Origin of the sequence: Rhizobium laguerreae (genome assembly GCF_019778565.1) — a bacterium.
Lineage (GTDB): Bacteria > Pseudomonadota > Alphaproteobacteria > Rhizobiales > Rhizobiaceae > Rhizobium > Rhizobium laguerreae.
In genome coordinates, this window is record NZ_JAAXQT010000007.1 from 396064 (window position 1) to 407686 (window position 11623).

Below are 11623 nucleotides of genomic sequence, written 5' to 3' on the forward strand. Positions count from 1 at the left end.
ATGTCAATATTTGACATTGAGATTCGGTCCCTTCCGACTATCCCCGTGGCTCCAAGACGTTCATGACGTGGGTGGATGCAGCCGTGTATCGAGGGCAAACTTCTCCTGGAACTTCAGCGCATAGGCGCCCGTTGCGCCGCCTGCCAGAAAAATCAGGTTCCAGCTATGCCGCGAGACCGCGCTCGGGATCGCCACGAAACGATGCTGTCGAAGCAAATCGTCTCCGAAGGCTTGCTGCCCGGCGCTGGGAATGCCCGGGCGCAGCCAGTTGGGATTGGGCACGCTTCCCGGATCGACAACATGGATATCGCCGGCATCGGCAATGACGGCTGCTGTCATTATATGCGCCACCGTGTCGAGAGCCCGAAACCCCTTGTGGACCGCGACTTCAAGGATCGCCGTCGCGGGATCGAGCGAGCAGTAGACCGCGCGAACCCCCTTGCTGTTCCAGCGGCCGCCAACCCGATAGGCGCCTTCTCCGCTATCCCAAGTCGGCGCATGGACGGCCTGATCGAGCCGCCACGCGACCAGCTCGGCCCCGCCGAGCGCGATCGGCAAAAGGGTCATGCATAGACGCCGTATTCCATGCGATCGAGATGATCTTCGACAAGCTCGACGCCGGCGGGCGTCCCGAGAAGATCGATCGGGCGGCGCTGCTCAAGTCCGACCGCCGGACGCTCCAGCCATTGTTCGGCTTCCGCCTGCGATCCGAAGATATCCGTTGCCTTTGCGAGAATCTCGGCGAATTTCCACGCGCGGCCGCTCTGTTCCTGGCTGAGCGGCTTGGAAGGCGTATCCTTCCGCCGCTGCCAGGTGCGCAAGCTCATGCCCACCGCCTTTTCGAGGGACTCGTTCTTGCCGAGGACGACGAGAGTACCGACAAGATGATCCAGCGCCGTTGCAGGCAGGCCGTGCAGGAGTAGCTCATGGGCGTCGAGAGCATTGGTCAGGCTGCGCGACAGAATGCGCGAGCCGCCGAGCAATGCCTCTATTTTTTGCAGTTCACCACCGCCTGCCGCTGAAGCAGGTGCTTTTGCTGCGACGGCCATGATCTTTCTCCTACGTCATCTGTCGCTTTTTATATGTCATGTGTCGCGATGAATTTCAAGATCTAACGGGCGTATCCGGCGTATCGGCCGCGGAACCGTGCCTTTCTCGCTGCCGGCGCCAAACAAGCGGGCAGGCGGCGATGGCACGCCCTGCCAAGGGCAGCTTGCAGCGGATTGAAATGCCGCGATCCCACTGCTTTAAGAGGCTGGGTCGCGGCGCTCCAATTCCGTAAGCGTGCGGGAATGGCAGGCAGGGCTGCCGCTCCCGGGATTGTCAGTCTTTTTTGCTGGTCGGCGCTGGCAGCAAGATGGGCTCGACCGAATGTTTCGGTGCCATCAGCTGTGCAAGGATGTCGTCGGCCGAGTGACTGGAACTGCCAATGCCGGCTTCGCGCAGTTGACGATCGAGGTCGCTGCCGTTTTCCAGCGCGGCCAGCTCAGCACCGGCTTCGATGCGGCCGGCAGTGACTTCCTGGCGTTTCTTGATGCGTTCGAGACTTTCGACGGCGCTGCCGAGGCGGGTATTGATGCCCGACTGGCTATGGGCGATCGCCGACTGAGCGCGCAGCAGCGACTCGTTGGCTTTGACATTCTCCACCTCGCGCTTCATCTGAGCAATGCGCGCTTCGGTCTCCTGGATCGTGCGCAGCATCTGCTGCTGGCGGGGCAGTAGCCGATCGAGCTCTTCTTGGTCGCGCTGCACTTCGGCACGGGTACCGGCAATGCGCTGAGCGAGACCCTGCGCCAGATCCGTGCGGCCCGCGGAGATCGCGGCGCGAGCGCTGTCGGTATCCTTGGTCTCCTTGGCGCGGTTTTCGTCAAGTCGGCGCATCACGCTCTTGTTGGCCGCCATAATGCCGGCCAGATCGGATCGCGCCGCACGCAGCGACTGTTCGGCGTCGCGGATTTCTTGATCAAGAATGCGCATGGACTGGCTGTCGGCGGCCGCTTCCGCTGCCTCGTTGATGCCGCCGCGAATGGCGGTGAAAATCTTTCCCCAGGTGCTCACGCTGCAATCTCCCCGCTTTTCCATTCTTCAATCATATGTGCCGCATCGACGGCATTGGCAGCCAGAATCGCCACTTCCTCGACCACCGTCTCGGCCGGCGAGCGTGCTGACAGCGAGCCGAACAATTCATACCAATCCTCACCGTCGATCGTGGTGATGCCGAAGCTGGAGAGCGGCACGAACTTATGGGTCTTCAGCACCATACGTTCGAAGGCTTCTCGATTGGGCACGTCCTTGCAGGGCACCAGAACTGCGCTGACAAGGATGTCGCGCTCCCCGCTCACTGCGACGAAGACGTCGAGATCGCCTTTTTCCTTAAGAGTCACGCATATGACGTCGCCTTGTGCGGGTACGGCTACATCCACATCGCCCAGGGCGTCGGGATCGGCGGCGAACAGGCGCGTTAAGGTGGTGAGGTTCCAGGTCTCCAAAAAGTCCTCCATCGGTTGGAACGTCAAAATATTTGGGTAATCGGTTTGCAACTTAAAGATCTGGTGCGCTAAATAAATTTCGCTAGGGTACGCGTTAGGAACGGGGGCGAATCGCTTGCCATTTATCGCTTCATTGATGCGGCGTGTATATCTCTCGCTCAGCGAATTGGCCTGGTCAGCCCTTTTTGTTATCCTCGTAATCCACCTGGTCGCTTCTTACCTGCTCTTCATGCTGGCCGGCGAAAGCGATCTCGTCGGCAATCCGGTCGACTTTCTTTATTACTATATGGTGACGGCAACGACTGTCGGTTATGGCGATCTTTCTCCAAAATCGGGGCTCGGCCGATTAATTGCTGTCCTGTTCGTTCTTCCCGGCGGCATTGCCATCTTCACCGCTGTTCTTGGCAAGTTGTTGACAACTATCGGTACGATCTGGAGGAACCGCATGCGTGGATTGGGTGATTACAGCGAACGCGCCGGCCATATCATCGTCCTGGGCTGGCAAGAGGGGCAGACATATCAGACGCTGCGGCTGCTGTACTCCGAACGACAGGCCAATGAACCGATGAGTGTTCTGGTTGCCAAGGACCTGCCGGAAAATCCCGCCAGCAATTACGCCGACTATATCAGAACCGAGCGGCTTGCCGATGCCGACGCTCTGGTGCGGGCCGGAGTGGCGAAGGCGCGCGCGATCATCGCGCGCGGAGCAAATGACGACGAGACGCTCGCTGCCGTGCTGATTGCCGAAGACCACGCCCCCAATGCTCATATCGTGGCCTATTTCGCCGACGACCGCACGGCACAGATGGTCAAACAACGCCGGCCGCGCGTCGAGGCGGTGGGCTCGCTCGCCGAGGAGCTGCTGTCGCGTTCCGCCCGTGATCCGGGCTCTTCGGAAATCGCCGCACGGCTGCTGTCGGCCGCCTCCACCGACACGGCCTTTTCCCTGCCGGTACCGCCCTTGCAAACCCCGCTACTCTATGGGGACGTGTTTTTAAGCCTCAAACGTCAGCACAATGTGACGCTGGTGGGCATGCTGAGCCAGGGCATGACCGACCTCAATTGCCGAGACGAGACGCCGCTTCGGGGCGGCGAGACCCTTTACTACATCAGCGGAATGCGGCTAGATCCCGCTGCCATCGCTTGGGCTCGAATGGGAGAGGTATCATGATCGGCTGGTTCGGCAGAGACAAGAACGAAAGGCCCTTACCCAAAGAACTTGGCCCGTTGAGCGCCGCCATCGGCGGGGCGTTGGAGATCGATTTCCTCTCCCTCGAAGCCGAGGCTTTGGCCGGCCAGCCGGCGATGCCGCTGCCACGGAGTGGCCCGTTCATCATTGCCGCCTACGGTGAGGTTTCGCTCGATGCCGCGACGGTTCTGTCGCGCTACTACGATGAAGACCATCGGATGATTCAGGTGATGTCGACGTCGGGCCAGCCGGGTGATGTCGACGACATCAGCTTTTATCAGCCCTGGGACAGCGTCGTGCCTGCCGGGCAGGGCGAATGGAATCGCTGGACCGGGCAGGACGGCCTGATCGGCCAGCCAACCTACGATGCCGACGGCATCCTCTATAGCCGCTTCTGGGGCGAAGGCCCGGAACGCACCCCATTGGCGGAGTTTGTCGAGAAGGTCGACGACGGTGAGGCGCAGCGCTCCATTCACCAGACCTGCATGCTTTATTATCGCCCGCTTGGCTCGACGCGCGAAATGCTTTTGATCAATGTCGAGCGCGACCTCGATCTCGGACAGAGCCAGGCGGGCAGTTCGGTGGAATTTCTGATCGGCTACGGACTCGCTCCGGCCGATGTTCGCCGCGTCTGAGGGGATCCTATCAATTTCAACGGAGGACTTTTTCAATGCTCGATTATGTGGCGGGTCTGCCTGCCTTCCTCGGCTATTTCGCCGTCGGTCTTGCCGCCTACGGCGTTTTCGCGGTGATCTACACATTCTTGACGCCGCAGAAGGAAGTCCAACTTATTCGCGCAGGCAATCTTGCCGCCGTCACGGCATTCTTGGGCGCGCTTGTCGGTTTCAGCCTGCCTCTTGCTTCGGCCGCAGCCAATTCGGTCAGCATCGTCGACTACATCATATGGGCGGTGGTCGGCATTCTGGCGCAGATCCTGGCTTACTATATTGCGAATTTCACCATGACGGATCTGCATGAAAGGATCACTGCCGGCGATATCGCCGCGGGCATATGGGGCGGCGGCATCGCGCTGGTCATCGGTATTCTCAACGCCGCCTGCATGACCTATTGAGGGGAGGGAATGATGCGCAGACGTAAGAGCGGGCACAAGCGACCTTTCCTGGCCCTCGGCACCATCGCCGCCTCGACCCTGGCGCTGTCGGGTTGCGGCGATCAGACTCCTTCGGAGACGATGTTCACCTCGGTCGACCAATGCGTGACTTCCGGCATGGACCGGCAGGTCTGCCAGGCCGGCTATCAGGATGCGATGCGCGCCCATCTCGCCGCCGCGCCGCGTTTCAACGGCATGGCCGCCTGCGAGGCAGAATACGGCTCGGGCCAGTGCACGGAACAGTCGGCCAGTGCCGTCCCCAACAATACCGGCGGAGGCGGCAGCTTTTTCGTGCCGTTCCTGACCGGCTACGTGCTGTCTTCCGCACTGAACAACATCGGCGACTATTACAATTATCGCCGGCGCCAGGAGGAGAGTGGCTCCTACGGCTCGACACCGATTTATCGCAATCGCTCGGGACAAACGGTGACAACGACTGTTCGCTCGGGCGGCAACGACACCGCGATCGCGCCCTCGCGTCAGACTGTCAAGCCGGTCAACGTCAACACCCGCACCGTTGCCCGTCAAGGCTTCGGGGGCCGTTCGTCCTTCAGTTTCGGCGGCTGACATGAAGCGCATCACCCTTCCGGCGCGTCCTGATTGGCTTGACAAGGCGCGCGCCGTCGGCTTCGGGTTTCACGTCATGTATGGCGAGCCCTATTGGCTCGACGATGCCGCCTATACGTTCACGCTCGATGAGATCGAGATGCAGATCGAAGGGCCGAGCCAGGAACTGCACGACATGTGCATGGATATGGTCGGCGATATCGTCGGAAGCGAAGAGACGCTCGACAGGCTAGCCATTCCGGAGGACCTGCGCGATGTGGTGCAGCGCTCCTGGCAGCGCCGCGACCGGCACCTCTACGGCCGATTCGATCTTGCCTACGACGGCACCGGCCCGGCCAAGTTGCTCGAATACAACGCCGATACCCCCACTTCGGTGTTCGAGACAGCCTATTTCCAGTTCAACTGGTTGACCGACCAGATCGCTTTGGGTGTTTTGCCCAAGGATGCGGACCAGTATAATTCCTTGCAGGAAAGCCTCGTCGAGGCGTTCGAGCAATTTTCCAAGGAACCGATCTTCCACTTCGCGGCGATGACCGACAATGAGGAGGATCGCGGCACGACGGTCTATCTGATGGACTGTGCAGTGCAGGCCGGCCATCGCGTCGAGCTCCTGGACATCCGCGAGATCGGCATCGATGCGCAGGGCCGTTACACCGACCTCAAGGATCGGGTGATCGACCGCTGCTTCAAGCTGTATCCGTGGGAATTCATGCTGCGCGAGCCCTTCGCCCGCGACCTCGTGCGTTCGGGCGATGTTTTCGTCGAGCCCGCCTGGAAGGCCGTGCTCTCCAACAAAGGCCTTCTGCCTCTGCTCTGGCAGCGCCACCCGAATCATCCCAACCTGCTGCCCAGCTATTTCACCGACGACTCGGCGGCCTCGGCCTTGAGCGACTATGTGCGCAAACCACTGCTGTCGCGAGAAGGCGAGAACGTCACGATATTCCGAGATGGTCGGGAATTGATTTCCGCCCCCGGCGATTATGGCGATGAAGGTTTTATCGTCCAGGCCTATGCCCCGCTTTTCGAAAGCGATGGCGGCTTCGCCGTGCTCGGCAGCTGGATCGTCGGTGATCGCGCCTGCGGTCTTGCGGTCCGCGAGGACCGCTCGCGCATAACCGCCAACTTGTCGCGTTTCGTACCGCACGTCATCGTCGGATAAGAGGAGATATATCGCTTCAGGCGCAGATATCTTCGTGTACACGTCGAGCGTTGCCGGCCAGCGCCCCCCACGGTCATTGGCCGTTGGACTTCAAGAAGGCGACCGTCGCTGAAATCAGCTTGTCCACCGTCTCAGCACTCCGTTCGACGCCGAAACCGTGATCAACCGATTCAGTCCACAGTTCCTCCGGACCATCGTGATAAGATAGCAGCGACTTGGCGAGAGCGGGCTGGGGAAAGACGATACTGTCACGCGTGTCGACTGCCAGGAACAGCGGACCCTGTAGCGCGAGATCTCGCCGGCAGGCTGCACCGCGTATAGGCTTTCGAAGAAGCGGCCTTTCAACGGGATATCCTTGCCATCGCCGAGGCGCTTCGCCGGACATACGTTATCGCCACGGCAGCTCTTCAAAGCCCGCTGAACCAGTTGTAGCCCTGGTCTTCCCAGTAGCCGCCCGGATAGTCATTGGTAACGAACACCTCAACGATATGCTTGGGGTTCTTGAATCCGAGTTTGGTCGGCACCCTAAGCTTCATGGGCGAGCCATATTTCATCGGCAAGGGATCCTTGCCGAAATCGAGTGCGAGGATGGTTTGCGGGTGCAGTACTGTCGGCATGTCGATGCTGGAATAGTAGCGGTCCGCGCATTTGAAGCCGACATATTTGGCTGTCATGTCCGCGCCAATATGCTGGAGGAAGACGCTGAGGGGAACGCCGCTCCACTCACCGATCGCGCTCCAGCCCTCTATACAGATATGCTGTGTGATCTGGGAGACCTGCGGCAAACGGCGAAGATCATCAAGGCTCCACGGTGATTTTTTGTCGACGAGTCCGGAGACTTCCAACCTGTATTCCAGGAGGTCGATCTCCGGTGCGCTGTCCTCGGGATAGAAAGCATTGAACGGAAACGGGTCCGTAATGTCTTCTGGCCTGTAGGTCGGTGCGAGCCGACTGCGGTCGAACAGGAGCGCCTGCACCCGGTCGTTCCAGCGGGACATCGCCCACAGTACCTTGTCGACAGCTGTGTCGTCCTGGAGAGTGCAGCCCGTCAGCACCGTCAGCGCGCCCAAGGAGAGGCCCTGGCGAAAGAACAGGCGTCGGCTGATATTTTCCAATTGAGGACGATGGTCACCGAGCACAACTCCGCTCTTTTGTTGTTTGCGCCCCAATAGAGTGGCGGGTGCCACTTTTTTCGGCTCAGGCTGCTCCGCCATCACTCTTTTCCTTTCTTCTCTTCAAAAGTCTCGCACCAACAGTCATGGACAGCAGTGTTTTCGGAACAAGGGCAACCATAGCGACGTGGATGACGAGAAATCCCAACAGAGCCGCCATACCTGTGAAATGCACGATACGGGCGGAGTCGAAGCCGCCAAGGAGCGCCGTTAACAGGCCAAACTGGATGGGCTTCCAGAGGACCAATCCAGACCCAACCATCAACACGCCGAGAAGAAGAACCCCAAGATACATGATCTTCTGAATGGCATTGTAGCCGTGAGCTTCATGCCGGAGGCTGAAAGTCAGTGCGAGCCCAAGATCGCGCAAGAGATCGCCGAGGCGCAATGTCAGCATGCGTTTACGCAGATAATTGGTTGCCGTGCCGAAGGCGAGATAGACGACGCCGTTGCCGACAAAGAGCCACATCACCGCGAAATGCCAGGCCGTGGATCCGCCAAGCCAGCCGCCAAGCGTCATTTCCTCCGGGAAGCGGAAGGGTAGGATGGGATGGGCATTGTAAATGCCCATTCCGCTCATCACCATACACACCATCGCAAAGACGTTGATCCAGTGCGTGAGGCGAACCACAACAGGATGACCTGCCGACCGTGGATCGTTCTTTTCTTGTCGCATCCTGCGCCTCACATCGGTGGCGCTATGCCGTTAGCGCCGACGCTGATGGATACCGCCGTCAGCGAGCCGTCCTCGGCCTTTGTGGCGAGCAGAACAAGCTTCGCGCCGGTTGCCAGGAGCGAGCGGTCGCCCGGCTCGAGGCTGACGACCGGAACATCGGCAGGCACAAAGACCTTCTTCTCGCCGTTCTTATACTTGACCGTCAGCGTGCGGCCGTCGGTCCCGAGAATGCTGCCGACCAGGCCATTGGTCATCGAACTGTCCTTGGCGCCGTCCCATGGTCTGGAGCCCTCGCCGACGCCACGCATGGAGGCGGGAAAGATGTGCACCTCAAGAGCCTTCAGCGTTCCATCCGGCTGCGGGGCGGCAGCCGTGCCGATGTAGCTGTCGGCCTTGATCGCGCTCAGATCGGTGAGCGCGACGGATATGACCATGGTGCCGGCCGAAAGCTTCACGGCAACGTCCTTGCCGTCTCGCGCCTTGACATGGATCGCATCCTCCGTGACCTCCGTGATGGCGCCGCGAACGCGCACCGGATCTGCCGCGCTGGCAGTGCCGGCCAAGGTGGTGAGCAGTGTGATCGTTAGTGCTGCCGACCGGAAAGTCGATTTCATGGAATGATGCATTGTTTTAAGAACCTCGCTACCAGTTGAAAGGGATGGAGTGAAACTAGACCGGCGGTCGGCTCTCTGCGGTGACGCCAGAATGACAATTTCGTCATTCATCCTTCACCGAATTGCCCCGCGTGAATTGCTAGAAGACAATGATCTGAGATAGAGGGGCAGGGGGCGGGAAAAAATGGCAATCCTGATCATCGAGGACGATCCAAAGACCGGTGACTATCTCCGCAAGGGGCTGAGGGAGAGCGGTTACGCCGTGGATCTGGCCCGTACCGGCACCGATGGTGTGCATCTGGCGATGCAGCAGGTCTATGACCTGATCCTTCTCGATGTCATGCTTCCGGGCATCGACGGCTGGGAGATCATCCGCCGCATTCGTGAACAGCGCGATCTGCCCGTCATCTTCCTGTCTGCGCGTGATGATGTGAACGATCGCATTCGTGGCTTACGGCTCGGAGCCGATGATTATCTGGTGAAGCCCTTCTCTTTCGTCGAACTGGAACTGCGCGTCCGTACGATCCTGCGTCGCGGCCTGACGCGCGAAAGCGATGTCTTCGAGGTAGCGGACCTGCGGCTGGACGTGCTGCGACGCAAAGTGACGAGAGACGGGGTCGAAATTGCGCTCACCAACAAGGAATTCATGCTTCTCCACCTGCTGATGAAGCGGCAGGGCGAGGTCTTGTCGCGCACGCAGATCGCTTCTGAAGTCTGGGACATGAATTTTGACAGCGATACGAATGTCGTGGACGTCGCAGTCAAGCGGCTAAGAGCGAAGGTCGATGCGCCTTTCGGGCGAAAACTGATTTCCACGATCCGAAGTGTCGGATACAGCCTGAGCCTCGATGCATGATCCGCAACAGTCAAAGATCATCCTCGCTCATCCTGCGGCTGATGGCCTCCTATGTCTCAGTCCTTTGCGTTCTGACTGGTGCGCTTGGCATTTATTTCTATCACTCGGTGCGCTCCTCACAGGAACAGCGCATAGAGACGATCGTCTCGGGCCGGGCCAGCTATTATGCTCGGCTTGTCAGCGAGATGTATCCTCTCGGCGAATTGAAGGAGCGGCCGTTGCTGATTGCAAAGATGCTTGGCGCCGAGCGCGACGTCCTTGCTTTCCGCCATCCCTCGGGAGATGTCATGATTGAGGTCAATCCAGACGGGATCTCACTTCCTCCGCCCGCCGCCGCTGCGTCGTCCACCGCCAGAACAGTCACCAGCGCCGGTATTGAGGTCTACTGGACTTCGGTGCAGACGAAAGCACTGGATACGAACGAACCGATCGAGGTTGTGGCCGGACACCCGATGACCGACGAACAGGCCATGCTGGCGACGTTCCGCGACCGTTTCCTGATGGCGACCATTGCTGGTGTCATCGTTGCAACCGCGATCGCCTATGGCCTTTTGCGGCGTGGCTTGCTGCCGGTCCGGGATATGGCCACCAGAGCTGCCGAGATTCATCCAGGGCAGCTGCATGTGCGGCTGGATGTCCTTCACGCCCCAACGGAGCTGCGTGCCTTGGCCGGCGCGTTTAACGCGATGCTGGACCGGCTTACCGACGGTTACCAACGCTTGTCGCAGTTTTCCGCCGATCTCGCGCACGAAATCCGTACACCTCTTGGCGTCCTTATCGGCCAGACCCAGGTCACGCTTGCCCAGCCAAGGACTGTAGATGAATATAAGTCCGTGCTGGAATCGAACCTCGAGGAGTTCGAGCACCTCAACCGCTTGAGCGAGAATATGCTTTTCCTTGCAAGGGCGGACGAGGGACGACAGCCGGTCGATAAGGTCGCGGTCGACATGGACCGTGAACTTCACAAGATTGCCGATTATTTCGAAGGCCTGGCATTAGAGCGCGATATGCGCTTCAGTATCGAGGCTGCGGGCGTTGCAAATGTCAGTGTTGACCTTTTTCGCCGGGCCGTGGGCAATCTTGTCGTCAATGCCATTCGTCATGGCCGGGAGGGTACAACGGTCCGGCTGCGGGCAGCCAGTGCTGGTGATAAGGCGATCATCGAGGTCGAGAACGAGGGAGTGAGCCTGTCACCTGACCAGTTGGACCGGTTGTTCGACCGCTTTTACCGGGTAGACGCGGCCCGCAGCGGCAGCTCGTCTTCGCACGGACTGGGTCTAGCGATCGTCGATGCCATCATGCGGCTGCATGCGGGCTTAGCGGATGTTTCATGCCCAGAGGAGGGAATGATCCGTTTTCGCCTCTCCTTTCCGGTGTAAGTTGCCAGCCCCAATTTGAAAGCCGCCGGAAATAAAAGCAAAAGGCGCTCTTGCGCCCCGAAGCGTACCGGCGGCTGTGAGGGAACGACTTCGAGGCGATGCAACTCTTTCTGCGACATGGTGATCATAAAGGACATGACGACTCCGACCGCTCATGGTCTTGACCAGGCTGAAGATCGTCATCCTTGCTCCCAACGTTGGCTTTGACCAGTGCGTCGAGAGGCGAGACTGTCGCATCTCTAACTGGCCCAACTGTCGCATTACTAAATAGCCCCCACAAGCATTGTGGCGGCAGGGTTGGAATGTCCGTTTGTGTGCAAAGTAGAAGTGTCACTTTGGGTGTGTCTTCAGCCATTTAGAAATGCGACACTCGGCATGTCCACTTGCGCTGAGGCAAGCCCCCGACCGGAG

Annotated in this window: 14 protein-coding genes; 7 read left to right on the forward strand and 7 right to left on the reverse strand. The window is 59.5% G+C overall.

Features of this window, described 5'->3' with window-relative positions; translation table 11 throughout:
* Window positions 1–60: 60 nt before the first annotated feature.
* The 4 genes from HFO71_RS22835 to HFO71_RS22850 form a co-directional block, all read right to left on the reverse strand.
* Window positions 61–567, reverse strand: coding sequence for an RES family NAD+ phosphorylase (locus tag HFO71_RS22835; protein WP_168287606.1), 507 nt, complete (start codon window positions 565–567; stop codon window positions 61–63).
* Complete coding sequence (gene parS / locus HFO71_RS22840) at window positions 564–1049, reverse strand: type II RES/Xre toxin-antitoxin system antitoxin (RefSeq protein WP_077977025.1); 486 nt, start codon at window positions 1047–1049, stop codon at window positions 564–566. Before parS ends, HFO71_RS22835 begins: the two co-directional genes overlap by 4 nt.
* Before the next feature lie 274 nt (window positions 1050–1323).
* Entirely contained in the window at window positions 1324–2058 is a 735-nt protein-coding gene (locus tag HFO71_RS22845) for a PspA/IM30 family protein (RefSeq protein WP_077977026.1), read from the reverse strand.
* Window positions 2055–2501: a YjfI family protein gene (locus HFO71_RS22850; protein ID WP_168287613.1), complete on the reverse strand. Its 447-nt coding sequence runs from the start codon at window positions 2499–2501 to the stop codon at window positions 2055–2057. The genes HFO71_RS22845 and HFO71_RS22850 overlap by 4 nt, the downstream gene beginning before the upstream one ends.
* Window positions 2502–2604: 103 nt before the next feature.
* On the opposite strand from HFO71_RS22850, the gene HFO71_RS22855 reads away from it, so the two are divergent.
* Genes HFO71_RS22855 through HFO71_RS22875 form a run of 5 tightly spaced genes read left to right on the forward strand, consistent with a single transcriptional unit; the run spans window position 2605 to window position 6515 of the window.
* Window positions 2605–3660, forward strand: coding sequence for an ion channel (locus HFO71_RS22855; protein WP_168287607.1), 1056 nt, complete (start codon window positions 2605–2607; stop codon window positions 3658–3660).
* The gene (locus HFO71_RS22860) at window positions 3657–4313 is read left to right on the forward strand and encodes a YjfK family protein (protein WP_077977028.1); all 657 of its coding nucleotides are present in this window, start codon (window positions 3657–3659) and stop codon (window positions 4311–4313) included. Before HFO71_RS22855 ends, HFO71_RS22860 begins: the two co-directional genes overlap by 4 nt.
* A gap of 35 nt (window positions 4314–4348) precedes the next feature.
* Window positions 4349–4750, forward strand: a complete 402-nt coding sequence (locus HFO71_RS22865; RefSeq protein WP_168287608.1) for a DUF350 domain-containing protein — start codon at window positions 4349–4351, stop codon at window positions 4748–4750.
* Between the two features lie 12 nt (window positions 4751–4762).
* Complete coding sequence (locus HFO71_RS22870) at window positions 4763–5356, forward strand: DUF1190 domain-containing protein (RefSeq protein ID WP_029871133.1); 594 nt, start codon at window positions 4763–4765, stop codon at window positions 5354–5356.
* A 1-nt stretch (window position 5357) separates the two neighbouring features.
* Window positions 5358–6515: a glutathionylspermidine synthase family protein gene (locus HFO71_RS22875; RefSeq protein WP_168339423.1), complete on the forward strand. Its 1158-nt coding sequence runs from the start codon at window positions 5358–5360 to the stop codon at window positions 6513–6515.
* Window positions 6516–6922: 407 nt separating this feature from the next.
* On the opposite strand, the gene HFO71_RS22880 is transcribed toward HFO71_RS22875, so the two are convergent.
* The 3 genes from HFO71_RS22880 to HFO71_RS22890 all read right to left on the reverse strand — a co-directional run bounded on the left by HFO71_RS22880 (window position 6923) and on the right by HFO71_RS22890 (window position 8977).
* Window positions 6923–7630 carry a molybdopterin-dependent oxidoreductase gene (locus tag HFO71_RS22880; protein ID WP_245006962.1) on the reverse strand — a complete coding sequence of 236 codons (708 nt, stop codon included), beginning with the start codon at window positions 7628–7630 and terminating at the stop codon, window positions 6923–6925.
* Window positions 7631–7712: 82 nt separating this feature from the next.
* A complete protein-coding gene (locus HFO71_RS22885) occupies window positions 7713–8363 on the reverse strand; it encodes a cytochrome b/b6 domain-containing protein (protein ID WP_132611914.1) in 651 nt (216 codons plus the stop codon).
* 8 nt (window positions 8364–8371) lie between these two features.
* Window positions 8372–8977: a hypothetical protein gene (locus HFO71_RS22890; protein ID WP_168339422.1), complete on the reverse strand. Its 606-nt coding sequence runs from the start codon at window positions 8975–8977 to the stop codon at window positions 8372–8374.
* 184 nt (window positions 8978–9161) lie between these two features.
* Between HFO71_RS22890 and HFO71_RS22895 the strand changes: the two genes are divergently transcribed.
* Both HFO71_RS22895 and HFO71_RS22900 read left to right on the forward strand, forming a co-directional pair.
* A complete protein-coding gene (locus HFO71_RS22895; RefSeq protein ID WP_017956552.1) occupies window positions 9162–9833 on the forward strand; it encodes a heavy metal response regulator transcription factor in 672 nt (223 codons plus the stop codon).
* Window positions 9830–11212 carry a heavy metal sensor histidine kinase gene (locus HFO71_RS22900; RefSeq protein WP_131641191.1) on the forward strand — a complete coding sequence of 461 codons (1383 nt, stop codon included), beginning with the start codon at window positions 9830–9832 and terminating at the stop codon, window positions 11210–11212. The genes HFO71_RS22895 and HFO71_RS22900 overlap by 4 nt, the downstream gene beginning before the upstream one ends.
* The last annotated feature ends 411 nt before the right edge of the window (window positions 11213–11623 follow it).

Bases quoted from the DNA above. Each gene is read 5' to 3' on its own strand.
- HFO71_RS22865 (WP_168287608.1), top strand. From the start codon at position 4,349: ATGCTCGATTATGTGGCGGGTCTGCCTGCCTTCCTCGGCTATTTCGCC.
- HFO71_RS22890 (WP_168339422.1), bottom strand. From the start codon at position 8,977: ATGAAATCGACTTTCCGGTCGGCAGCACTAACGATCACACTGCTCACC.
- HFO71_RS22875 (WP_168339423.1), top strand. From the start codon at position 5,358: ATGAAGCGCATCACCCTTCCGGCGCGTCCTGATTGGCTTGACAAGGCG.
- HFO71_RS22870 (WP_029871133.1), top strand. From the start codon at position 4,763: ATGCGCAGACGTAAGAGCGGGCACAAGCGACCTTTCCTGGCCCTCGGC.
- parS (WP_077977025.1), bottom strand. From the start codon at position 1,049: ATGGCCGTCGCAGCAAAAGCACCTGCTTCAGCGGCAGGCGGTGGTGAA.
- HFO71_RS22900 (WP_131641191.1), top strand. From the start codon at position 9,830: ATGATCCGCAACAGTCAAAGATCATCCTCGCTCATCCTGCGGCTGATG.
- HFO71_RS22860 (WP_077977028.1), top strand. From the start codon at position 3,657: ATGATCGGCTGGTTCGGCAGAGACAAGAACGAAAGGCCCTTACCCAAA.
- HFO71_RS22850 (WP_168287613.1), bottom strand. From the start codon at position 2,501: ATGGAGGACTTTTTGGAGACCTGGAACCTCACCACCTTAACGCGCCTG.
- HFO71_RS22835 (WP_168287606.1), bottom strand. From the start codon at position 567: ATGACCCTTTTGCCGATCGCGCTCGGCGGGGCCGAGCTGGTCGCGTGG.
- HFO71_RS22895 (WP_017956552.1), top strand. From the start codon at position 9,162: ATGGCAATCCTGATCATCGAGGACGATCCAAAGACCGGTGACTATCTC.
- HFO71_RS22885 (WP_132611914.1), bottom strand. From the start codon at position 8,363: ATGCGACAAGAAAAGAACGATCCACGGTCGGCAGGTCATCCTGTTGTG.